This is a genomic window from Pseudonocardia sp., assembly GCF_050246655.1.
Lineage (GTDB): Bacteria > Actinomycetota > Actinomycetes > Mycobacteriales > Pseudonocardiaceae > Pseudonocardia.
This window is the reverse complement of sequence record NZ_JBFWVQ010000093.1, coordinates 1-22,846: the sequence shown is the minus strand read 5'-3', so window position 1 is coordinate 22,846 and position 22,846 is coordinate 1. Positions and strand designations below refer to the sequence as shown.

Genomic DNA, 22,846 nt, shown 5'->3' with positions numbered 1-22,846 from the left:
GGCTTCTACTTCGGCGGCGACCAGGGGCGCGACGGCTCCGTCGCCCGCGCGGGCGGGCTCAAGAAGCTCGTCGGCGTGAACCTGGAGGAGATCGACGCCCGCGAGATCAACTCCATCCGGCTGTTCGACGATGCCGACGGCCATCCCGTCGTCGTCCGCGTCGGGCGCTACGGGCCGTACCTGGAGCGGGTCGTCGACGGCACGTCGCAGCGCGCGAACCTGCCCGAGGACCTGCCGCCGGACGAGCTCACCGCCGAGATCGCCGAGGGCCTGTTCGCCACACCCCAGGAGGGGCGCCAGCTGGGCACGGATCCCGTGACCGGCCACGAGATCGTCGCGAAGGACGGGCGCTACGGCCCGTACGTCACGGAGATCCTGCCGGAGGTCGCCGAGGAGTCCAACGGGACTCGGAGGAAGGCGGCGAAGCCGAAGCCCCGGACGGGATCGCTGTTCAAGTCGATGTCGCTGGACACGATCACGCTCGAGGACGCGTTGCGGCTGCTGTCGCTGCCCCGCCTGGTCGGCGTGGACCCGGCCGACGGCGAGGAGATCACCGCCCAGAACGGCCGCTACGGGCCGTACCTGAAGAAGGGAACGGACTCGCGGTCGCTCGCCGACGAGGAGCAGCTCTTCACCGTCACGCTCGACGAGGCGCTGGAGCTCTACAAGCAGCCGAAGCAGCGCGGGCGCCGCACCGCCGCCGCCGCACCGCCCCTGCGAGAGCTGGGCGTGGACGCGGCCACGAAGAAGCCGATGGTGATCAAGGACGGCCGGTTCGGCCCGTACGTCACCGACGGGGAGACGAACGCGTCGCTGCGCAAGGGCGACGAGGTCGCGACGATCACCGACGAGCGCGCGTCGGAGCTGCTCGCCGAACGGCGGGCGCGGGGCCCGGCGACGCGCAAGCCCGCGGCGCGGAGGTCCACGACCCAGCGGAAGGCCGCCGCGGCGTCCTGAGCCACATCTCGGCCGCGGCCGCCGGCACCCGCACAGACGTGCCAGCGCTCGCACACACCCCGTGATGCCCGCACACACCGCCGACCCTGTGTGCCAGAGCCACGCGGTGTGTGTCAGCTCGCCGGCAGGCGGCCGCGCGGAAGGGCGCGAGCGAGACCACACCGCACACGGGCGGCCACCCGAGCACGCCGCCGGTCGCCCCGACCCGGTCAACCCGTGAGCAGGGCCTTCACGGCCGCAGCGACCCGCCTGCCGTCCGCCCGCCCTGCCACGGCCGCGGTGGCGCGCTTCATGACCTGCCCCATCTGCCGAGGGCCCGGCTGCTGGCCGGCGTCGGTGGCCTCCGCGGCGACGGCCTCGCGCGCGACCGCGGCCAGCTCCTCGTCCGTGAGCTGAGCGGGCAGGTACCGGGCGAGCACCTCGCCCTCGGCGCGTTCCTGGGCGGCGAGCTCTTCCCGCCCGGCGGCAGCGAAGGCCTCGGCCGACTCCGCCCGCTTCTTCGCCTCCTTGGTGATCACCTTGAGGACCTCGGCGTCGTCCAGCTCGCGGGCTTCGGTTCCGGCGACCTCCGCGTTGCCGATGGCCGTCAGCGTCATCCGCAGGGTGGACTTGACCAGCTCGTCGCGTGCCTTCATCGCGGCGGTGAGATCGGCGCGCAGCCGCTCCTTGAGGGTGCTCACGGACACTCACGCTAGCCCACCCGTACGCTGTCCAGATGTCGAGTTGGGGTCGGGTAGCGGCGAGTGCCGCAGGTGCCGGCGCGATGACGGTCGCGTACGCCGCCGGGGTCGAGCGGCGCCATTGGACGCTGCGCGAGGCGACTCTGCCGGTTCTGGTGCCGGGATCGCGGCCGCTGCGGCTGCTGCACGTGTCGGACCTGCACATGACGCCGGGGCAGTCGAGCAAGCAGCGCTGGGTGGCCGAACTGGCCGAGCTCGAGCCCGATCTCGTCGTCGACACCGGCGACAACCTGGCCCACCCGCGTGCCGTCCCGGCCGTGGTCAACGCGCTGGCGCCGCTCCTGCGCTTCCCGGGGCTCTTCGTATTCGGCAGCAACGACTACTTCGGCCCTACCCCGAAGAACCCGCTGCGTTACTTCCGCGGCCCGTCGAAGCGCCCCAGCGGCGCGCCTCTGCCGTGGCGCGACCTGCGGGCCGCCCTCGTCGAACGGGGCTGGCAGGACGTCACCCACACGCGGGTGACGGTCGAGGCCGCCGGCCTCACCGTCGCCGTCGCCGGCGTCGACGACCCGCACCTCGGGCTGGACCGCTACGACCGCATCGCCGGCGCCCCCGCGAAGGACGCCGACCTGCGGCTCGGTCTCACGCACTCCCCCGAGCCCCGGGTGCTGGACCGCTTCGCGATGGACGGCTACGACCTCGTCCTCGCCGGCCACACCCATGGCGGGCAGGTGTGCGTGCCGTTCTTCGGCGCGCTGGTCACCAACTGCGGGATCGACCGCTCCCGGGTCCGTGGGGTGTCGCGCTGGGGCGTCCACACGCAGCTGCATGTCTCGGCGGGCCTCGGCACCTCGCCGTGGGCCCCGGTTCGGCTGGCGTGCCCGCCGGAGGCGAGCCTGCTGACCCTCGTCCCCCGCCCGGTCGGGGACGAGAGGCGGCAGCCCACCCCCGAATCGGCGGCTGCAGACGTCGGCTAGACTTCTCCACGGTCGCCGGGGAGTCCGGGGCCATCGGGGTGTGGCGCAGCTTGGTAGCGCGCTTCGTTCGGGACGAAGAGGTCGCAGGTTCAAATCCTGTCACCCCGACCACCACAAAGGTCCTGGTCAGAGGCTCAAATCGCGAGCTGAGACCAGGGCCTTCGTCGGTCCTCGGGGTACCTGGCCGTTGGTGTCCTTCCTGAGAGCGGCGCTGTCTCATGCAGGCTCCGGCGCGGATGACGCACTGGGTCTCGACCTCACTGAAAGCCGCAGACGATCGCGGCGGGATCGCCGATAGTGCGGCGAAAGGCGGTCGTCGGCGTGTGGGGCCATCTGGGAGTCAACTTCAGGACCCAGGCCTCGATCCGTGTGCGCCGCAAGATCGCGCGACAGGCATGCCGCCGCGATCGTCAGGGGAGCGCGAACCGCAGAAAGACCGGCGGTGAAGTCGTGTACTCGGAGCTCGATGGCTGCCCACACCATTCCGCCCGGACCGAACACCGGTGCCGCGACCCCACACCAATCCTCGTTCAGCTCCCGATTCGACACTGCGATGCGCGCAATCCGGATCATTCGAAAAGACCGCCGCAACTGATCCGGTTCGGTGATCGTCGCCCGCGTGTACCCTTTGAGCCGGCGAGCGACGATCAGATCGGTCGTTGCAGTCGGGGAGAACGCCAGCAGGATCTTTCCCAGCGCGGTGGCGTGTGCCGGGAGTCGGGCTGCGGCGGACAAGCAGGTGACGGGGCGGTGCCCACAAAGCTTCTCGATGTAGGCGACCTCCGTTCCGTCCAGCAACCCCGCGCGAACATGAGCCCCGGTCTCGCGGAACAGGTCGTCCATCACCGGGGCGACCCGCTCCCGGAGGTGCATTCCAGCGTCCTGACGCGCCGTTGGGTCCGCAGCCGCATGCGCCCTGAGTGGTGACCCGACCCGATAACGTCCGTCGGCGTCGCGCTCGAGGAGTCCCCACGCCAGCAACTCGTTCGCGAGCCGGTGCGTCGTGGACAGCGGCAGCCCGGACCGGGTGGCGATCTCGGTCAACGTGGGCCCGTCGACCTCCGTGATGGCGAGGAAGATGCCGGTGACCTTGCTGATCACAGATCGACCGCGGACGCCCGAGTTGCCGGCCACCTCTAGGTTTCCCTCTGCCTCGTAGTGTGATCTCCGGGGGCATTCATCCGTTCGAGAGCGGGGGGCGGGCCAACAGGATCGAGCAATGAGGTTGCTGGCGGATCACGTGTTCGGCGACCGCCGAGCCGCGGTGGTGCTGGTAGCCCAGCACGATGATGTCGACCTCGAGTTCCTTGGCGCGCTGGACGATGACCTCGGCGGCATCGCGCTCGGTGGCCTCGATCATCTCCCCGTGCACGTCGATGCCCGCGGCGGCGAGCTGGTCGACGGCGTGCTGCACGACCTGCCGCTCTCGGACGTCGACGTCGTCCTCGGCAGAGCGGACCCCGAGGCCGGATCCGGCGCTGATGTCGGCCGGGATGATGTGGCCCCGGGCAACGTGCAGCAGGTACACGGTCCCGCCGGTCATTGTCGCGAACTGCGTGGTGCGGTTGAGAGAGTCATCGGGCGAGTCGGGCGAAGCGTCGATCGCCACCAGAATCCGGTTGTACATTTCTTTCCTCCGGTCAACGTGAGGAGCGCGGGGTTCCGGGCTCCGAGGTCACCGAGGTGGCCGTCCTGGAGGGTTCGATCGCTGTGGGGTGCAGGTCGCGCGGGCCTCGGGCGCGCGGGACCAGCAGGGTGAGAAGCACGCCCAGCACCGAGAGTCCGGCGAGTACATAGAAGATTGAGTTCGTGCTGAGACCGGCCGCGATGAGCAGGCCGCCGATCACCGGCCCGCCGACACCGCCCAATCGGCCGAATCCGGCGCACCAGGCAACCCCCGCACCGCGGACGGTCGTCCGGTAGTAGTTGGCGACGAAACCGTAGATCAGCGTCTGGGTGCCGCTGGTGCCCAGCCCGGCGATCGCGACGAAGAGCAGCAGCAGCGCGAGCGGGAGGCTGGCGGTGAGCAGGGCGATGGCCGCCGATCCGATCAGGAAGCAGGCGGCGACGACCGGCTTGGGGCCGAGGCGGTCGGCAACCCGAGATCCGATCAGAGCGCCGACGACCGCGCCGCCGTTGAGCACCAGCAGGAACGACAGTGATCCCTTGGCATTGAACCCGGCGCGCAGCATCAACTCCGGTAGCCAGGTGTTCAGCGAGTAGACCAGCACCAGACCGGTGGCGCTCATCAGACCGAGCAGCACGGTCGGCAGCCAGTATTCCTGCCCGAAGAGTCCGGCGAACCCCACGCGCTCGCGGCGCGCACTCGCCTCGCCTACCGGTGGTACCTCGGCCAACGGCACGCCGGTCCGCTCCGAGACTGCCCTGGCCTCGTCAATGCGGCCGCGAGCGGCGAGCCAGGTCGGTGATTCAGGCATCTTGAAGAAGGCCAGCGGCAGTAGCGTCACAATCGGTAGGGCGCCGATCCAGAACATTCCACGCCACCCGATCCCGGCGAGCAGCAGGATGGCCAGCAGTGCGGCGAGCAGGCTGCCCAACGGAACGCCGGAGTAGGTGATGGCGTTACACAGGTTCTTCTTCCCTGGTGGTGCGAACTCCGAGACGATGGCACCGGTAGTGGCGACCAGCGCGCCGACGCCGAGGCCGGTGATGAACCTCATCAGGCCGAAGGGTGTCGCGCTGCTCATCAGCGCGGTGACCGCCATGCCGATGGAGAACCACGCATAGGCGACCAGCATCACTTTCCGGCGGCCGAGAATGTCGCCGACGGAGCCGGCGAGCAAGGCTCCGACGAGCACCCCAACCAGCGCGTAGCTACCGAGGGCGCCTGCCACCGCGGGAGTGACCGGGCCGATCTGGGAGGGGTCGCGCAGGAATGTCGAGACCACCGTGCCGTAGACGACAAGGTCGTAGCCGTCGAAGACGAGACCCACGGTGGCGATCGAGACGACCCAGATCACCGATTTGCGGCGTCGGGCCTCCTGCTCAGGCGTTGCGCTGACCAACGTGCTCATGCCGTATCTCCCTTGAGGTGCAGCGAAGAAGAGCTGCGGTGGAATCGACCCGGTGACGCGACCCGGGACTTCGCGCGAATGGCGACCTCACGGCGTGTCAGCCGCCGGTCCGGGTGCGGCGGCCCTACGACTGGTCGACGAGGATCCCGGCGAAGAAGTCGGCCAGTGCGTCGTGTCCGTGGAGCGGGAGCACGTGGGCGACGTACTGGTCCGGGCGGACGACGACGATGCAGCCGGTGTCGCGGTTGACGGCGCGCAGGTCGAAGATGTCGCCGGCCTTCGGGTCGGGGCAGAACATCTTCTCGTAGTCGACGAGGCCGAGCGTGCCCTTCCTGGGCAGCAGGATGGACGGCATCGCGTCCACAGTGAGCTCGCGGTGGCACTGCTGGAAGATCGCCCGGACGTCGAGCACGGAGTCGGGGTCGGCGCCGGCGGGTATGTGGCGCCTGATCGGCGAGGCATCCGACTCGAGAAAGTCGCACAGCTCGCGGAAGTGCGACTTCGCTGCGCTCGGCTCGGCGCGGTCGGCGAACACGTAGAGCCGCCAGGCACCGTCCGCCCGGGCGGCGTGGCCCAGATGCACCGGTCTGCCGTCGGCCAACCGGACGACCGGGGCGGAGTGGAACCGCATCCCGACCGGGAACCCCTCCGCGAGTTTCTCGAAGAACGGTTCCGCCGTGATCATCGACGGGCCGTACTTCGTCGCGACGCCGGCGGTAAACCGCCCCTGGGTGATGAAGTACTGCTGGAACTCCTCGGGGTCGACACCCTCGATGTCGCCCCCGATATCGTCAGCGTCGCCGGATCCGGTGGGATGGGCGCTGAACATCTTGGAGAACTCACGGTCGAAGTCGATGAGCTGCTTGGCGATCTTCTGACGTTCCTCGGAATAGGTGTGCAGCAGCTCTGGGCGGCCCGTCCCACGCAGGACTGAGGCCAGCTTCCAGCCGAGATTCCAGGTGTCGGCCATGGACACGTTCATGCCCTGTCCGGCCTTGGCACTGTGGGTGTGGCAAGCGTCGCCGGCGATGAACACCCGCGGCAGGCGGGTGGACATCTCCTCGATTGGGACGTCGTCGAACTTCTCGCACAGGCGCTGGCCGATGGAGTACACCGCCCACCAGCCGACGCTCTTGAGCTCAACGGTGTAAGGGTGCAGGATCCGGTTCGCGACCGCGACCAGCTTCTCCGGGGTGACGCTGCGGTTCTCCAGCATCTCCTTGTCGCGAACGTTGTCCAATGCGACGTAGAGGCGCACCATGTACCCGCCCTCGCGCGGGATGATCAGGATGTTGCCGGCGTTGGCGGAGTGGATCGCGCACTTGAGTCGAATGTCCGGGAAGTCGGTCACCGCGAGGGCGTCCACGACACCCCAGGACTGGTTCGTCGCGTCGCCGGCCAGTTCGCGGCCGATTGCGGTGCGGGTGGCGCTGCGCGAGCCGTCGCTGCCGACGACGTACTTGGCCCGGATCGTCGAGGTCTCCCCGGTCTCCTCGAAGTCCTTCAGGTGCTTCATCGTGACCGTCACCGGGTACTCGGACGAGCCGCTTGTGTCGATCTTGATGTCGTCGGCGTGCAGGCCGTAGAACGGCTCCAGCCTGCTGGCCGAGCGCTGCATGTGGTCGAGGAGATAGGCGAGCATCCGGGCCTGGTTGACGATCACGTGCGGCATCTCCGATATGCCCTCTTCGACATCGTCGATGCGCCCGGTCCGGGTGATCCTGCTCGGGTCGGCCGGGTCGGGGCGCCAGAAGGCGACCTCGTTGACCCAGTACCCCTCGTGGACCAGCTGGTCGGCCAGGCCGAAAGCCTCGAACATCTCCACGCTGCGGCACGCCACCCCGTCCGCCTGGCCGACCTCGAGCGGGCCGTCCTTGCGGTCGATGACCACGGTCCGAACGTCGGGAAAACTCGCCAGCTGCGCGGCCAGCACCAGACCGGCCGGGCCGCACCCGATGATCAGCACGTCGGCGTCTTCGGGTAGGCCTCCCGACCGCTGCGCGACCGAGGGGTGCGGGTCCTCAACGAACGGATCGCCGGGCTTGTAGCCGTTGAGATAGAACTGCATCGTTCATGCTCCTCGGACAGAGGGTGCGTGATCACTGTCGCGGTGAGTCTCATGTGGCTCGCAAGCCGAACCAACCCCCCTTTCCGTCGGCCGGAAAAGGGAACGAATCAGCGCGAGGCCCGCCGGTGCCTCGAATCCGACAGCCGCTGGCACGGCTCCCTTCGCCGAGCGCCGCTGCTGGCGACAGGGAAGGCCGAGACGTCACGAAGCGCGTCGCGCGTGTCCACCACTCCTTCCATCGACCGGAAGAAGGGCTGGCCGGTTCGTCGGCTATCGGTGTTCCGCCCACGTCAGGCTGCCGGTCTGCCGCTCTATCACGCTCGGGCTCTTGACGATCACGAGCCGGTCCTGCCCAGCCCGATGCTGGTCAGCGATCAGTTCACGGGACAGTGCCCGGGCGGCGACGACAACGGCTGACTGAATCACGTGCAACTGGTGGCCCGCGCCACCCACGGTGAGCTCGAGGGCCGCCACCACCGCACCGCCCGCCACGACGGGCACGGCGACGGCCGCGGTGTGGAGACGCAACTCCTGCCGACTGGTCGCCACGCGGGTGAGCCGGGAGATGGCCAGTGCGCGACGAAGTGCCGGAGCCGACACGATCGTGAAGGGCGTGTACCGCTCGAGGCCATCCTTGACGACGGCGTCGAGGGTCTCTCGTGGAGCGAACGCCAGTAGCGCCTTGCCCATGGCGGTCGCGTGGGCCGGCAGTGCTCGCGCCGTGAACGTCGGAGTCATGGGCGTGTCGGGCCGCTTCTCGATGTAGGAGACGGCCCGGTCCTCCAGCACGCCGAGGCGGACGGTGGCCCGTGTGGCTGAGGACAGGTCGTCGAGGATCCGTCGCGCGTGCTCCTTCAGGTTCGGCTCGTGCCATACCGCGGTGCCGAGGTGGGTCACGAGCGTCCCGATGCGGTAGCGCTTGTCGTCGGCGCGTTGCAGGAGATCCCACTTCGTCAGCTCCGCCACCAGGCGGTGCGTGGTGGAGACGGGCAGGTTCGCCGATCGCGCGATGTCGGAGAGCGAGTAGAGATCACCGGTGGAGAACGTCCGGAGGATGGCCGCGAGTTTGCCGATGATCGACCGACCGTCCGACGAGTTGTTGCTCACCAAAGCCACCTCCGGCTGCATGTACGACAGTGGGGTCCCATCTCGCGTCAGGACCGGGTCGGCGTCGCCGCGATCGAAGTGAACGCGGGGCTCGGGAGAACCGTTCGCACCGGAACGCCGTACCTGAATTGTGACAGCCGTACCATCAGGAAGAACATAGAATTCTGCTATGAAGAACCGTCCTACCTACGCGATCACCAGCGTCGACCATGCGCTCCAGTTGGCGACGATCTTGCAGGTCGAGGGGCCGCTGACGGTGTCCGAGGCGGCCGAGCGCCTGGGCGTCGCCCGCTCCACCGCGCACCGGTTGTTGTCGATGTTGAGCTATCGGGACTTCGCGATGCAGGACGGCGACCGGCGCTACAGCGCGGGCCCGGTGCTGTCGCTCGCCGGCCGATCACACTCCCGCGCGGCCCTCCTGCGCACCGTCGCGTTGCCGCATCTGGTGGTGCTCACAGAGCGAGTCGCCGAGTCGACGAACCTCATGGTGCTGGCCGGTGACCACGTCCGATTCCTCGCTTCGGTGGAAGGAACCCAAGCCCTGCGGGTGGGCAACCGCGAGGGCATGGTCTTTCCCGCGCACGAGGCCTCCGGCGGGGCACTGCTGCTGGCCGACCTGCTGCCCGAGCAGTTCGACGCGATCTACAGCGACGAACGGTGGTTGGACCGCCTCGACGAGCGGCCCGATCCGAAAGCGCTCCGCCGCGAGATGCGTCGGGCGCGCGAGCGCGGATTCGCATTGAACGACGGTCGGACCGAGACCGGCGTCACTGCCATCGGCAGGGCCGTGCGCGGGCCCGACGGTCTGGCCGAAGCGGCCGTGTCGATCTCGATGCCGAGAGCCCGGTTCTCGCGGTCGGTGTTGCCTCAGCTGGTCGCCGCGCTCGCCCTCACCACGGCCGACATCGAGCGCGAGCTCGCGGCAGCGGTCGCTGCTGACGAGAAGTGAGGCCAGCCGGTCAGGCAAGGCCCGGACCGGAGGCTGAGCGGCGCGGAGCGCTCCGAGTTGAGCACTGCGACGCGACGGATCGCCGCGCCGCGGACCGGGCCGGCGGCATCGAGCGCGATCTCCAGGTTCCCGGGAGCCGGCACCCGGCCCGGGAACGCGTCACCTGAGCTACCGTCCACCGGGTGTTCGAGGGCTTCGAGAGGGTCGACACCGACGTCGACGGGACCCGCATCTCCGCGGTCCGCGGGGGCGAGGGCCCACCGCTGCTGCTCCTGCACGGCTTCCCGCAGACGAAGGCGATGTGGGCCGGGATCGCCGCCGCGCTGGCCCGCACCCACACGGTGGTGGCCGCGGACCTGCGCGGCTACGGCGACTCGGCGAAGCCGGACTCCGACGCCGACCACGCGTCGTACAGCTTCCGGGCGATGGCCGCCGACCAGGTCGGGCTGATGCGCGCGCTCGGGTACGAGCGGTTCGCGGTGATCGGGCACGACCGCGGCGCGCGTACGACGCACCGCATGGCGCTCGACCATCCCGGCGCCGTCGAGCGGGCCGCCGTCCTGGACATCCTGCCCACGCTGCACGTCTACGAGCACGTCGACCGGGCGCTCGCCACCGCCTACTACCACTGGTTCTTCTTCATCCAGCCCGAGCCGGTCCCGGAGACGCTGATCGGCGCCGACCCGCGCTTCTACCTGCACTCCCTGCTGGGCGGCTGGGGAAGCGGCCTGGGCGTGTACGCGCCGGACGCGCTCGCGGAGTACGAACGCTGCTTCGACGACGCTGCAGCCCGTCACGCGATGATGGAGGACTACCGGGCCGGCGCGTCGATCGACCTGGAGCACGACCGGGCCGACGCCGGGCGGAGCGTCGAGGCGCCGCTGCTCGTCCTGTGGGGCTCGCGGGGCGTGGTCGGGAGATCGGGCGACGTGCTGGCGGTGTGGCGGGAGCGCGCCACCGACGTACGTGGCGGCGCCGTGGACGCGGGGCATTTCCTGGTGGAGGAGCGCCCGGCGGAGACGCTCGCGGCGCTGCAGGGGTTCCTCGGCGTGGCCCGCGCCTGACGGCGAGACCTGCAACTCGCGGCGGCAGAACGCGCAACTCGCGGCGGCGGGATGCGCAACTCGCGGGCGTCCGACGGGCACCACAGGCACCACGAGCACCACAGGCACCACGGCGACGTCCAGCCGTCATCCCCGGGATCCGGACGCGTAACACGGCCGTGACACCCTGCCTCCCGTGGCACTGTGGCGCGTTCACGTCGAGCTCGAGGATCGACCCGGTCGGCTCGGGGAACTCGCGACGGCGGTGGGCGACGCGGGATGCAACATCATCTCGCTGCACGTGGTCGGCGAGCCGACCGACGCCGGTTCGGTCACGGACGAGCTGCTGGTGCGCGTCCCGGACGGCGGCAACCCGGCCGACCTGGTGACCGCGGTCGAGCAGGCCGGGATCCCGTGCACGCTGCTGGTGCGGGCGGACGCGACGGAGCTGTCCGACCCGGCCACCACGGCGCTCGCGCTGGCGCGGATGGTCGCGGCCGACCCCGGCAGCGCCCCGCGCGCGGTGGCGACGATGCTGCGGGCGCGGCTGGTCGACCCGGGTGCGGACGGCCCCGCGCACGTCCACGGCCTGCGGGTCGGGGGCCAGCAGCTGCATCTCGGGCGGGCGTGGCCGTTCACCGCCACGGAGCTGTCGAGGGCCGCTGCGCTGCTGGAACTGGCGGCACAGATCGAGCTGCGCGGTGCCACGCCGGCGCCGGCGCAGCGCACCCTGCTGCTGAAGGACGGTTCGGAGGTGTTGCTGCGAGCGGCGACGGCGTCGGACGCCCCGCTGGTCGGGGCAATGCATGCGATCTGCTCGCCGCACACCCGCCGGTCCCGATTCCTGTCACCCACCGCCCGCCTGACGCCCGAGGCGCTCGCCCGCCTGGTCGGCGGCGGGGCGATCCTCGCCCTCACCGCGGACGGCGGGAGCGCCGTCGCGCTTGCGAACGTCGACCCGGACGAGCCGGGCACCGCGGTGGTGGCGCTGCTCGTGGCGGATGCCTGGCAGGGCCGGGGCCTGGGCACCGCGCTGCTGCGGATGGCCGCGGAGACGGCTGCGGAGCGGGGGGTGTCGGAGCTGGTCGCGTCGGCGCGCACGGAGGACATCGGGTCCACGAAGCTCTTCCGCCGGGCCGGGCTGCTGCCGTGCGCGGAGATCGTCGACGGGACGGTGCGGCTGCGCGCCTCGCTGCCCGTCCCGGCCACCACGGCCTGATACTTCTCGGAGTTTACGCAGGTCAAAGCCCCTCTTTACCATCTTTGGCGATGCTAACCTTCCTTCGTCATCGCCCGAAGGAGGGACCCTGTGCGCCTGCTCGACCCGGTCGCCGCCATGCTCGCCGCCCTGGCGCTCACCGCCTGCGGAGGCCCCACCGCCACCACACCGGCCCCGGGGGCACCGCTCACCCTCTACAGCGCGCAGCACAAGGAGATCGCCAAGGCCTGGGCGGACGAGTTCACCGAGGAGACCGGCATCCCCGTCACCATCCGGCAGGGTGGCGACTTCGAGCTCGCCAACCAGATCATCGCCGAGGGCGACAGCTCTCCCGCGGACGTCTTCATCACCGAGAACACGCCGGCGTTGTCGCTGCTGTCGAGCAAGGGCCGGCTGGCGCCGCTGGACGACGCCACGTTGGCGCAGGTCCCGGCGCAGTACGAGTCCGGGTCGAGCGACTGGATCGGCGTCGCCGCCCGCTCGACCGTGCTCGTCTACAACCCCTCGCTCCTGCCCGCCGACCAGCTGCCGAACTCGATCATGGACCTGCAGCAGCCGCAGTGGAAGGACCGCGTCGGCGTCGCCGCGGGCGGGGCGGACTTCCAGGCCATCGTCAGCGCCGTCTACGCCGTGGAGGGCGACCAGCTGGCAGGCCAGTGGCTGGAGGGCCTCACGTCGAACGCGCGGGTCTACCAGAACAACGTTGCGATCATGAAGGCTGTGAACGCTGGCGAGATCCCGGCCGGGGTGATCTACCACTACTACTGGTACAAGGACCGGGCCGAGGGCGGTGGCGGCAGCCGCAACACGCAGCTGGAGTTCTTCTCCCACGCCGACGCCGGCGCGTTCGTCTCCGTCTCGGGTGCGGGAGTGGTCGGCTCGACGAAGAACGCCGCCGAGGCGCAGCAGCTCGTCGCGTTCATGAGCGGCAAGCGCGGCCAGGAGATCCTCGCGAGCACGGACGCGCTGGAGTACACGGTCGGCGACGGCGTCCCGGCCAATCCCCAGCTCAAGCCGTTCTCCGAGCTGCAGCCACCCGCCGTCGACCTCAACACCCTCAACGGCCCGAAGGTGATCTCCGAGATGCAGCGGGTCGGGCTGATATGACCGTGACCCCGACCGCCACGGTGCCGCGGCTCGCCACCGTGGCGGCCGCGGCGGTCGCGGCGTTCACGCTGGTTCCGCTCGCCTACGTCCTCGGCTTCGGGCTGGCGTCGATCCAGGAGGCCCCGGCGCTGCTGCTGCGGGCCCGCGTCGGGGAGCTGCTGGTCAACACGACGGCGCTGGTGGTCGCGGGGTGCGCCGCCTGCGCGGTGATCGGCGTCGGGGCGGCGTGGCTCGTCGAGCGAACCACGCTGCCCGGGCGGCCCGTGTGGACCGCACTCATGGCCGCCCCCCTGGCCGTACCGGCGTTCGTCAACAGCTACGGGTGGGTGTCGGTGACCCCGGCCGTCGAGGGGTACTGGGGCGCAGTGCTGATCACGACGATGTCCTACTTCCCGCTGGTCTACCTGCCCGCCGCAGCCGTGCTGCGCGGCATGGACCCGGCCTTCGAGGACATGTCCCGGGCACTGGGCAACGGGCCGTGGCGCACGTTCGGGCGCGTCGTGCTCCCCCAGCTGCGGCCCGCGCTGCTCGGTGGCGTGCTACTCGTGGGCCTGCACCTGCTCGCCGAGTACGGGGCGCTGGAGGCGCTGCGGTTCTCGACGTTCACCACCGCCGTCTACACCGTCTTCCAGTCCACCTTCGACGGACCGGCGGCCACGATGCTCTCCGGCGTGCTCGTGCTCGGCTGCCTGCTGCTGCTGTTCACGGAGAGCCGCCTGGCCGGGCGGTCGCGCGTCGCGCGGATCGGCTCCGGCGCGGCGCGGGCCGCGGTGCGTCACCCACTCGGCGGGTTCGCCCCGCTGGCCTGGCTCGCGATGGCGGCGCTGGTGGTGCTCGCGCTCGCCGTCCCACTCGGGAGCCTCGTGCACTGGCTCGTCACCGGGAACTCGACCGCCTTCCCGTTCGCGCTGCTCGCCTCCACCACCGCCACCGCCGTCGGGCTGGGTGTCGCGGGGGCGGCGCTCACCTGCGTCCTCGCGCTTCCCGTCGCGTGGGTCTGCGTGCGCCGCCCCGGGCGGTTCGGGCGGATCCTGGAGCGCAGCACCTACGTCGCCGGGTCGCTGCCGGGGATCGTCGTCGCGCTCGCGTTCGTCGTGCTCGCCATCGGCACCCCGCTCTACCAGAGCACGCTGCTGCTCGTCGGCGCGTACGCGGTGATGTTCATGCCGCGGGTCATGGTGAGCCTGCGGGCCGCCCTGCTGCAGGTCCCGCCGGAGCTCGACGACGTCGGCCGCTCCCTGGGTGTCCGGCCGATCGGCGTGGCCTGCCGGGTGACCGTGCCGCTCGTGGCGCGCGGGCTCGGCGCGGGTGCGGCCCTGGTGTTCCTCGCGGTCGTCACCGAGCTCACCGCCACCCTGCTGCTCGCCCCGAACGGGACCGCGACCCTCGCCACGGAGTTCTGGTCGCACACCTCGACGCTGGAGTACGGCGCCGCGGCCCCGTATGCCCTGCTGATGATCGTCGTGTCGGCCCCGGCCGCATACCTGCTCACCCGGGAGGCACCGTGACCCTCACCGCCACGCGCGTCGAGACCGGCCTGCGCGTCACGGGTCTGTGCAGGTCGTTCGGACCGGTGCCGGTCCTGCGGGGCGTCGACCTGGTCGTCCCCGAGGGCGGCCTCACCGCCGTGCTCGGGCCATCCGGCTGCGGCAAGACCACCCTGCTGCGCCTGATCGCCGGCTTCGACCGTCCCGATGCGGGCACGATCGAGATCGCCGGACGGCCCACCAGCGGACCCGCCGAGCGTCGCGGCATCGGCTACGTCACCCAGGAGGGCAACCTCTTCCCGCACCTCACCGTGGCCCGCAACATCACCTTCGGCCTGCCCCGCCGCGAGCGCCGCGCGAACGCGCGCGTCGCCGAGCTGCTCGAGTTCGTCGGGCTGGACGTCGGGTTCGCCACGCGGCGACCGCACGAGCTGTCGGGCGGCCAGCAGCAACGCGTCGCGCTCGCCCGCGCGCTCGCCCCGCAGCCCCGGATCGTCCTGCTCGACGAGCCGTTCTCCGCCCTGGACGCCGAGCTGCGCGCAGGCACCGGCCGCGCCGTCGCCGACGCCCTTGCGGCCACCGCCACGACCACCGTGCTCGTCACCCACGACCAGGACGACGCGCTGCGCCTCGCCTCGCGCGTCGCCGTCATGCGCGACGGGGTGATCGTGCAGGAGGACACCCCGACCGGGCTCTACCGCAATCCGGCGGACCGCGGCGTCGCCGCCTTCGTCGGGGACGTCGTCGTGTTGCCCGCCACTGCGCGCGGAGGCGTCGCGGAGTGCGCCCTCGGACGGGTCGGCCTCGTCGCAGCCGCCGACGGTCCCGGCACCGTTCTCCTGCGCCCGGAACAGATCGCCCTCGACGGGGGCCCGGACGGGGTGGTGGCGCACGTCCGGCACGCGGACTTCCACGGCCACGACGCCGTCGTCCGTCTCCAGGTGCCGCTGATCGGCGAGGTCACCGCGCGCTGCCCCGGCCACCAGCTGCCCGCCGTGGACGACCAGGTGCGGGTGAGCCTGCGCGGGACGGCGACGTTCGAACGGGCCTGAGCCCGCTCATCCGGACGGATCGATCGCTCGAAGCCCGATCAGTTGCGGTAGACGGTGCTCCCGTCCGGACCCGCCGTGTGCGAGAGCAGCTTGGCGTAGCAGAACTCGGCGCTGCGCCCCTCGGCGGTGCACCACGCGACGGCCTCCTGAGCCGTCGCGAAGGGCCGTGGCTCCACCACCACGTAGTAGCCGGGCATCGCGAAGCTCGTGAAGTCACCCGAGGCGAGCAGCACGGCGTTCGGGTACTGGGCCTTCACCGCGGTGTAGTCCCGCAGGATCGAGGTGGCGTCCATCGTGGACGAGCCGCGCACGGCGCCGGCGCGTTCCGCGTAGAGCTGGGGTACCCAACGGTCCGCGAGCGCGGCGACCGCCGCCGCGTCCGTCCGCACCTGCGCGTCGAGGCGGCCCTGAGCGGAGGTCGGATCGGCGGGGGTCGTCGGGTTCGCGGACGGCGGCGCGGACGGCTGCACGGAGGGCTGGACGGGCGGCGCGACACCCGGACCGACCGCCACCGGGGCGCTCTCCCCGCGGGTGAGCACGACGGTCCCGCCGACCCCGAGCAGCGCCACCACCACCAGCCCCGCGATCAGGACCCACAACCCGGTCCGGCGGCGGGGCGCGGCGGACGGCGCGCCGGTCAGCCCCTGCGCGGGCGGCGGCGCGCCGGGCAGGGGCACGACCGACGTCGGGTCCGCCGGACCGTAGGCTCGCGCGGCGGCGGTGGGGTGGAAGGTGGTGGGTGCCGACCGCGGCACGGGCGCCCCCGGCGGCACCGGGCCCGGCCCGGGTCGATCTCTCGCGACGTCACGCTCCACGACAGCCTCCACACCACCGAACGATGGGCGCTCATGGTGCTCGACTCCACCGAGACCCGGCAACAGCCTCGCGGCGGACCGCGCCGTCATGTAAGGAACCCGTTCGCGCGCAGTACGCCGACCGCCCGCACGGTGGCGTAGCCGCGCCACTCGAGGGCCGCGGCCGGGGAGAACGACCCGAAGTCGACGACCCAGCCGCCGTCCGGCCGCTGCCCGGCGGCGAGACGCTCCAGGTCGGCCTTGACGGCGGCGGCGTCGAGGAGCCGGCGCGCCGGGCCCGGGGTGGGTGCGAAGTCCAGCGGGCGCAGGTACTCGTCGTCCGCACCGCCCGTGACGTGCAGCGTCCCGTCCCGGGGCACGAACGCGCCGAGCTGGTCCAGGATCGCGACCGCCCCCGGATCGGCGCCGGCGACGGCGTCGACCAGGCGCACGACGAAGGAGAGCGCGATGGGGTGCGGGGCGGTATCCAGGCGCGCGATCGCGTCCAGGCAGGTGCGGGTGGCCGCGCGCAGCCACGGGTGGTCCGCCACAGCGGCGTCGTGGGCGGCCACGCGCAGTGCCGTCCCGACGACGAACGCCGTGCTCTGCAGCGAGAACTCCGACGGGTCGGCCTGCACCCAGAACGGGGCGCAGGCCGCCGGGTCGGCCACGGGAAACGCGAAGGGCAGGCCGCCACCGGGCAGCGCGACGCGGGCGAGCCAGTCGCACAGCCGCATCGCCGCCGGGGTGGTGGTGGGCGCGACCTCCGCGAACACCTCCAGCGCGTGCAACGCCCCGCCCGGCTGGCTCTCGGGAGCGCGCAGGTCCGGCTCCAGGCCCCAGCCGTACCCGCCGTCCGGGTTGCGGTACGCCTCGACGGCGGCGAGCACCGCGTCCGGCGAGGCACGACCGAGCAACGCGGCGAAGCGGAGACGGTCGAGCTGGCGGGCATGCCCGGCGAGGAACGCGGACGCTGCGGCGAGATCCATGCCCTCACCGTGGCGGACGGCGGCGCGGCATGTCGTGAACGGATCGGCCAGCCCTCGCCGTTTACACCCGGATGAGCACCGCGATGCTCAGATGAGCGTTCCGCGTGCGATCCGTGGGCAAGCTGTGGCGTCGAGCACGGCGACCGTGTCAGAGTGAAGCCGATCACACCGCCGAGTGGCATCCGGGGGCAGGACGACATGGCGAGCATCCAGTTCGACCAGGCGACGCGGCACTACCCGGGCGCCGCGCGCCCGTCGGTCGACCGGCTCGACCTCGACATCTCCGACGGCGAGTTCCTCGTGCTCGTCGGGCCGTCCGGGTGCGGGAAGTCCACGTCCCTGCGGATGCTCGCGGGCCTGGAGGAGGTCAACGGCGGGGCGATCCGCATCGGCGACCGCGACGTCACGCACCTCGCCCCGAAGGAACGCGACATCGCGATGGTCTTCCAGAACTACGCGCTGTACCCGCACATGACGGTCGCGGACAACATGGGCTTCGCCCTCAAGATCGCGGGCATGCCGAAGGACCAGATCCGCAAGCGCGTCGAGGACGCCGCCCAGATCCTCGACCTCGCGCCGTACCTCGACCGCAAGCCCAAGGCACTCTCCGGCGGCCAGCGCCAGCGCGTGGCGATGGGCCGTGCGATCGTCCGCGAGCCGCAGGTCTTCCTCATGGACGAGCCGCTGTCGAACCTGGACGCCAAGCTGCGCGTGCAGACCCGCACCCAGATCGCGGCGCTGCAGCGGCGCCTCGGCGTCACCACCGTCTACGTCACCCACGACCAGGTCGAGGCGATGACGATGGGCGACCGCGTGGCGGTGCTCAAGGACGGCCTGCTCCAGCAGGTCGACACCCCCCGCAACCTCTACGACCGGCCCGGCAACGTGTTCGTCGCGGGCTTCATCGGCTCGCCCGCCATGAACCTCGTCGAGGTGCCGATCACCGCCGACGGCGCCGAGATCGCCGGTCACGCCGTCCCGATCACGCGCTCGGCCCTCGCGGCACTCCACGAGCAGGGTGCCAAGACCGCGACACTGGGCTTCCGGCCCGAGGGCATCTCGCTCGTGGACGCGGGCGAGGGGTTCCCCGTCGAGATCCTCGTCGTCGAGGAGCTGGGCTCGGACGCGTTCGCCTACGGCCGGCTCGTCGTCGACGCACCGAACGGCGCGGCCGTCACCTCCGACAAGACGATCACGCTGCGGGTCGACGCCCGCAAACCGCCCGCCAAGGGCGCGGTCGTGCACGTCCAGATCCGGCCGGAGGAGGAGCACGTCTTCTCCGCCGAGAACGGCGAGCGGGTGGGCGCCGACGAGCGCTGATCAGCCGAGCAGGTCCAGCACCTTCTCCGGCGGGCGGGCCACCACAGCCCGCTCCCCCACCACGACGATCGGCCGCTCGATCAGCGCCGGCTCGGCGGCCAGCGCGTCGAGCAGGGTGTCGCGATCGGCCTCGGCCAGCCCGAGCTCGCGGTAGCGCGCCTCGCCCGTGCGGATGATCGCGCGTGGATCGTCGGTGCCGAGCCGGCGCAGGACGTCCTCCAAGGCCGCCCGGTCCGGGGCGACGTCCAGGTAGCGGACCACCTCGGGGTCCACGCCCCGTTCGGCGAGCAGCTCCAGCGCGCCGCGGCTCTTGGAGCATCGGGGGTTGTGCCAGATGGTCACGTCGTCGGCCACGGGACCAGGTTACGGCCGGTGCCGCGACTCCCCTGCCGCACCCGGCGCGTCGAGCGTGCGCTCAGGCAGGTCACGGGCTGAACCGCTGCACGCCCGGGCACGCGGGGAGCCGGGCCAGGCTGCCGCGGCATCAGTGGTAACAACCCGCCCGGTGCGGGCGAGAGCGTTGCCAAGACCCACCCGGAGGAGCGGACATGCCCGAGCCAGACCCCCTGATCCGGCCGGTGACACCTGACCGACGGCGGCGCGTGAGCGCACTCCTGCTCGTGGTTGCCCTCCTCGCCGGCGGGGTCCTCACAGCGACCGGCCTCTACGCGCTGGGAGCCTTCTCCACCGAGATCGTCGCCCTGCCGTACGCGGCTGAGGGGGAGGACCCCTTCGCGCCATCGATCGGAGACGGCCAACCGGTGAACCGTCCCCAGGGGAAGACCGGCATCAGCATCGCCGGCGACTCGGTCGGCCTCTACGGTGGCACGCTGAACGATGCGGCGTGTGACCGCACCAAGCTCGTCACCTACCTACAGCAGAACCCCGAGAAGGGCGCGGCATGGGCCACCGTGCTCGGCATCGCACCGGACGGGATCGCGAACTACGTAGCCGAGCTGACCCCGATGATCCTGCGGTCGGACACCGCGGTGACCAATCACGGCTTCGCGGACGGGACGGCCACGACCCTCGATTCGGTACTGGAGGCCGGCTCGGCGGTCCTGGTCGACAAGATGGGTGTGCCACGAGTGCGGTGCAAGTGCGGCAATCCGCTCACGCCCGCGCGGAACTTCAGCAGGCCGTCCTACCCCGGGGGCGCGTGGCCGGCGTTCTCCGCGGACCAGATCACGACGGTGCAGCCGGCAGCACTCCCGATCACAACCTTTGTCGTGATCAATCTCGCGAACGACAGCACCACGATCGACCGTCCCGCAGGTACCGCTGGGGAGCGGGACGAGGGCCGTCTCGAGGACGCGACGTTCGGACGCGAGTACACACTGACCCGCACCGTGAGTGACTGCGGGAACGCCGAGCGCTGCCAACGCCAGCCCATCCCCATCGAGATCACCTGTGAGAGTGCCTCGACCTGCACGCTTCGGCGGCTCGACGGCCGGTGGCTGTCCTCCCACCCGCTCGTCCGCGATGGATCGGTGTGGCGGGCACAAGGCCCTGAAGCCGGCGCGTACGACTGCAACTTCGTTCCTCAGGAAGGCACAGTGATCACATTCGAGATCACCCCGGTCACCGCCGCGGTCATCGACGGCAGCTGGCAGGTCGTGACGATGCACGCGACCTACTCGGTGGATGCATCCGCAACGGCCGGCTGCGACGGCGAGCCTGGCGCCGTCGCGTCGTTCCAGCTGGCCAACTAGAGCGATGCCCGACGCGTGGGCCCGACGGGCACGTCGTGCCGCCCGCCGTCGTGATCAGCCCAGAACTGCCGGCCCGTCGAGATGGACCTCCTCCAGGTCGAACGTGTTGATGTCCACGACGAACCCGCGCAGCTTCGTCTCCGGCAGCAGGAACGGGTCGTGCGCGAGCTGGGCGAGGTCGCGGCGCACGCTCGTGACCGGATCGCGGAAGGCGTGGGTGCGCCACGGCGGCCGCATACCGACCTCGACGGCGAGCTCCTCGGAGAACTCGTCGTCGGTGAAGGTCAGCAGGCCGCAGCCGGTGTGCTGCATGACGATGATCTCGCGGGTCTGCAGCTTGCGCTGGCTGATCGTGAGCGAACGGATGACGTCGTCGGTGACGACGCCGCCCGCGTTGCGCAGGACGTGCGCCTCGCCGAGCTTCATGCCGAACAGGGCGAAGACGTCGATCCGCGAGTCCATGCAGGTCAGCAGCGCCACGTGCAGGGCAGGAGGGACGGCGAGCCCCTCCGCGTTGGCCTTGGCCAGGTGGCCTCCGCCCGCCTCGTAGCGGCGGATCAGCTCGTCGGTTCCCATCCGTTCCTCTCCGTCGCCTGAAAGCTGTCGAGGGCGGCCCGCCATCGGACGGCCCGCCCTCGATCCGTCCCGGGAGTCTCCCAGAGCGGCGGACGTGGCGGGGAGCGTCGCGACGCCCCGTACGGGTGGGCCGCGACACGTCGACTCGGTAACAGGGCGAACGTGAGGCCGGCGGCCGTCGTCGTCCTCGGCGTGGTCGTCGTCGCCGGGTTCTCGCTCGTCGGCTCCCCCCGCGGTGCGGCCCTTGGCACCAGGGTCGTCAACCCAGGTTGACATCATGGGTGGTGTCAACCTAGGTTGACGGAATGAGCACGGACACGACGGCGGTCGCCGCGGCGGCGTCGAGCCGGGACCCGGCGGTCGGGCTGGAAGCGGTGCGCGCGCTGCGCGGGCTGCTCGAGTCGCTGGAGGAGCTGCAGGTCGGCAACGCGCGCACCCAGGGCTGGTCCTGGCAGCAGATCGCCGACGTGCTGCATGTCAGCCGCCAGGCCGTGCACAAGAAGTACCGGCGGCACGGCTTCTAGGAGGGGACATGTTCGAGAGGTTCACGAAGGCGGCGCGCACGGTCGTCGTGCTCGCCCAGGAGGATGCCCGGCAGCGCGGACAGGAGCGCATCAGCACCGAGAACCTGCTGCTCACCGTGCTCGCCGTCCCCGGAGCACGCGGGGCCACGCTGCTGGCGCAGGCCGGCGTCACCGCGCGCGGCGTCGAGGACGCCCTGCGCGCCGACGACCGAGCTGACGGGAACGCCGGCGACGCCGCCGCGCTCGCCACCCTCGGCATCGACCTCGACGAGGTGCGCCGTCACGTCGAAGAGGCTTTCGGGCCCGGCGCGCTCGACCGCAGGCGCCGCTTCCGCACCGGCCACATCCCGTTCGACGCGCACGCCAAGAAGGTGCTCGGGCTCGCGCTGCGGGAGGCCGTGCGGATCGGCGACCGGCACATCGGCACCGAGCACGTCCTGCTCGGGCTGCTGCACACCGGGACCGGGCGGGGGCAGCGGATCCTCGACGGCCACGGCGTCACCCTTCAGGCGATGCGCCGGGCCGTCGACGAGCTGGGCCGCGGCGCCGCCAGCGGCTGATCCGGCGGGCCGGTGGCGGGTTCACGGCGCCGCCCGGCCGAGCCTGGCAGAGCGTCGGCGTGCCTCGCAGAGCCCTACCACCCCTTCGCAAAGCCTCGCCACCCCTCGCAGAGCGGCGCGCTTCGCAGAGCCCCGCCACCCCTCGCAGAGCCCCGCCACCCCTCGCAGAGCCCCGCCACCCCTCGCAGGCGCCGCAGCCCCTGCGAGGCGCGCCCGATCCCTGCGAACCCGACCCAGCACCAGTGACCAGGCCGGCGGCAGGCACACCCCCGCCGCCGGCAGCCGCCTCGCAGAGCCCCGCCACCCCCCTCGCAGAGCCCCGGCCACCCCCCTCGCAGAGCCCCGCCGCACTTCGCAGAGCCCCGCCACCCCTCGCAGAGCCCCGACCACCCCTTCGCAGAGCCCCGCCACGCCTCGCAGGCGCCGCAGCCCGCGCGAGGCGCGCCCGATCCCTGCGAACCCGACCCAGCACCGGCGACCAGGCCGACGGCACGCACACCCCCGCGCCGGCCGCCGCCTCGCAGAGACCCGCCACCCCCTCGCAGAGCCCCGACGCGCTTCGCAGGGTGGCGTCCCTAGGAGTGGTGTAACTCCGTTCGCGGGAGGCTCTGCGGTTTAGATCATGCCGTCATCAGTTCTGGTGGGGCTAGTTTCTCCTCGGGGTTGGTGGTGGTGAGGAGGGCCATGGTG

The 22,846-nt window shown here is 71.5% G+C and carries 22 protein-coding genes and 1 tRNA gene; 13 read left to right on the top strand and 10 right to left on the bottom strand.

The window, feature by feature from the left end; genetic code table 11:
• On the top strand, positions 1-957 hold a 957-nt coding region (locus AB7J25_RS23425), incomplete at its 5' end, for a topoisomerase C-terminal repeat-containing protein (protein ID WP_428512168.1).
• 209 nt (positions 958-1,166) lie between these two features.
• Here the strand turns inward: AB7J25_RS23425 and AB7J25_RS23420 are convergent.
• Positions 1,167-1,637, bottom strand: a complete 471-nt coding sequence (locus tag AB7J25_RS23420; RefSeq protein WP_428512166.1) for a GatB/YqeY domain-containing protein — start codon at positions 1,635-1,637, stop codon at positions 1,167-1,169.
• Between the two features lie 35 nt (positions 1,638-1,672).
• Between AB7J25_RS23420 and AB7J25_RS23415 the strand changes: the two genes are divergently transcribed.
• Positions 1,673-2,614 carry a metallophosphoesterase gene (locus AB7J25_RS23415; RefSeq protein WP_428512164.1) on the top strand — a complete coding sequence of 314 codons (942 nt, stop codon included), beginning with the start codon at positions 1,673-1,675 and terminating at the stop codon, positions 2,612-2,614.
• A 34-nt stretch (positions 2,615-2,648) separates the two neighbouring features.
• Positions 2,649-2,725: transfer RNA gene (locus tag AB7J25_RS23410), tRNA-Pro, on the top strand.
• A gap of 105 nt (positions 2,726-2,830) precedes the next feature.
• Here the strand turns inward: AB7J25_RS23410 and AB7J25_RS23405 are convergent.
• The 5 genes from AB7J25_RS23405 to AB7J25_RS23385 form a co-directional block, all read right to left on the bottom strand.
• Positions 2,831-3,715, bottom strand: coding sequence for an IclR family transcriptional regulator (locus AB7J25_RS23405; RefSeq protein WP_428512162.1), 885 nt, complete (start codon positions 3,713-3,715; stop codon positions 2,831-2,833).
• A gap of 76 nt (positions 3,716-3,791) precedes the next feature.
• On the bottom strand, positions 3,792-4,241 hold the full coding sequence (locus tag AB7J25_RS23400; protein WP_428512160.1) for a universal stress protein: 450 nt from the start codon (positions 4,239-4,241) through the stop codon (positions 3,792-3,794).
• A 13-nt stretch (positions 4,242-4,254) separates the two neighbouring features.
• Positions 4,255-5,649, bottom strand: coding sequence for an MFS transporter (locus AB7J25_RS23395; protein ID WP_428512158.1), 1,395 nt, complete (start codon positions 5,647-5,649; stop codon positions 4,255-4,257).
• A 124-nt stretch (positions 5,650-5,773) separates the two neighbouring features.
• A complete protein-coding gene (locus tag AB7J25_RS23390; protein ID WP_428512156.1) occupies positions 5,774-7,717 on the bottom strand; it encodes an FAD-binding monooxygenase in 1,944 nt (647 codons plus the stop codon).
• Positions 7,718-7,987: 270 nt separating this feature from the next.
• Positions 7,988-8,824 carry an IclR family transcriptional regulator gene (locus AB7J25_RS23385; RefSeq protein WP_428512154.1) on the bottom strand — a complete coding sequence of 279 codons (837 nt, stop codon included), beginning with the start codon at positions 8,822-8,824 and terminating at the stop codon, positions 7,988-7,990.
• Between the two features lie 169 nt (positions 8,825-8,993).
• On the opposite strand from AB7J25_RS23385, the gene AB7J25_RS23380 reads away from it, so the two are divergent.
• The 6 genes from AB7J25_RS23380 (at position 8,994) to AB7J25_RS23355 (ending at position 15,681) form a co-directional block, all read left to right on the top strand.
• Positions 8,994-9,773 carry an IclR family transcriptional regulator gene (locus AB7J25_RS23380; protein WP_428512152.1) on the top strand — a complete coding sequence of 260 codons (780 nt, stop codon included), beginning with the start codon at positions 8,994-8,996 and terminating at the stop codon, positions 9,771-9,773.
• Positions 9,774-9,955: 182 nt separating this feature from the next.
• Positions 9,956-10,837, top strand: a complete 882-nt coding sequence (locus tag AB7J25_RS23375) for an alpha/beta fold hydrolase (RefSeq protein WP_428512150.1) — start codon at positions 9,956-9,958, stop codon at positions 10,835-10,837.
• A gap of 175 nt (positions 10,838-11,012) precedes the next feature.
• On the top strand, positions 11,013-12,035 hold the full coding sequence (locus AB7J25_RS23370) for a GNAT family N-acetyltransferase (RefSeq protein ID WP_428512148.1): 1,023 nt from the start codon (positions 11,013-11,015) through the stop codon (positions 12,033-12,035).
• Positions 12,036-12,125: 90 nt separating this feature from the next.
• Positions 12,126-13,142: an extracellular solute-binding protein gene (locus AB7J25_RS23365; protein WP_428512146.1), complete on the top strand. Its 1,017-nt coding sequence runs from the start codon at positions 12,126-12,128 to the stop codon at positions 13,140-13,142.
• A gap of 2 nt (positions 13,143-13,144) precedes the next feature.
• Complete coding sequence (locus AB7J25_RS23360; protein WP_428512144.1) at positions 13,145-14,650, top strand: ABC transporter permease; 1,506 nt, start codon at positions 13,145-13,147, stop codon at positions 14,648-14,650.
• Positions 14,647-15,681 (top strand): ABC transporter ATP-binding protein, encoded by a 1,035-nt coding sequence (locus tag AB7J25_RS23355; protein WP_428512142.1) that lies wholly within the window; start codon positions 14,647-14,649, stop codon positions 15,679-15,681. The genes AB7J25_RS23360 and AB7J25_RS23355 overlap by 4 nt, the downstream gene beginning before the upstream one ends.
• A gap of 38 nt (positions 15,682-15,719) precedes the next feature.
• Here AB7J25_RS23355 and AB7J25_RS23350 read toward each other — a convergent pair whose 3' ends face one another.
• Positions 15,720-16,496: a hypothetical protein gene (locus tag AB7J25_RS23350; protein WP_428512140.1), complete on the bottom strand. Its 777-nt coding sequence runs from the start codon at positions 16,494-16,496 to the stop codon at positions 15,720-15,722.
• Positions 16,497-16,582: 86 nt separating this feature from the next.
• Positions 16,583-17,464, bottom strand: coding sequence for a hypothetical protein (locus AB7J25_RS23345; RefSeq protein ID WP_428512138.1), 882 nt, complete (start codon positions 17,462-17,464; stop codon positions 16,583-16,585).
• A 198-nt stretch (positions 17,465-17,662) separates the two neighbouring features.
• Between AB7J25_RS23345 and AB7J25_RS23340 the strand changes: the two genes are divergently transcribed.
• Positions 17,663-18,784 (top strand): ABC transporter ATP-binding protein, encoded by a 1,122-nt coding sequence (locus AB7J25_RS23340; RefSeq protein ID WP_428512136.1) that lies wholly within the window; start codon positions 17,663-17,665, stop codon positions 18,782-18,784.
• On the opposite strand, the gene arsC is transcribed toward AB7J25_RS23340, so the two are convergent.
• Positions 18,785-19,138: an arsenate reductase (glutaredoxin) gene (gene arsC / locus AB7J25_RS23335; RefSeq protein WP_428512134.1), complete on the bottom strand. Its 354-nt coding sequence runs from the start codon at positions 19,136-19,138 to the stop codon at positions 18,785-18,787.
• A gap of 194 nt (positions 19,139-19,332) precedes the next feature.
• On the opposite strand from arsC, the gene AB7J25_RS23330 reads away from it, so the two are divergent.
• Positions 19,333-20,496 (top strand): DUF6777 domain-containing protein, encoded by a 1,164-nt coding sequence (locus AB7J25_RS23330; RefSeq protein ID WP_428512132.1) that lies wholly within the window; start codon positions 19,333-19,335, stop codon positions 20,494-20,496.
• 54 nt (positions 20,497-20,550) lie between these two features.
• Here AB7J25_RS23330 and AB7J25_RS23325 read toward each other — a convergent pair whose 3' ends face one another.
• On the bottom strand, positions 20,551-21,072 hold the full coding sequence (locus AB7J25_RS23325) for a beta-class carbonic anhydrase (protein ID WP_428512130.1): 522 nt from the start codon (positions 21,070-21,072) through the stop codon (positions 20,551-20,553).
• A 305-nt stretch (positions 21,073-21,377) separates the two neighbouring features.
• Between AB7J25_RS23325 and AB7J25_RS23320 the strand changes: the two genes are divergently transcribed.
• Both AB7J25_RS23320 and AB7J25_RS23315 read left to right on the top strand, forming a co-directional pair.
• The gene (locus tag AB7J25_RS23320; RefSeq protein WP_428512128.1) at positions 21,378-21,596 is read left to right on the top strand and encodes an AsnC family protein; all 219 of its coding nucleotides are present in this window, start codon (positions 21,378-21,380) and stop codon (positions 21,594-21,596) included.
• Between the two features lie 8 nt (positions 21,597-21,604).
• Positions 21,605-22,156 (top strand): Clp protease N-terminal domain-containing protein, encoded by a 552-nt coding sequence (locus AB7J25_RS23315; RefSeq protein WP_428512126.1) that lies wholly within the window; start codon positions 21,605-21,607, stop codon positions 22,154-22,156.
• Positions 22,157-22,846: the final 690 nt, after the last annotated feature.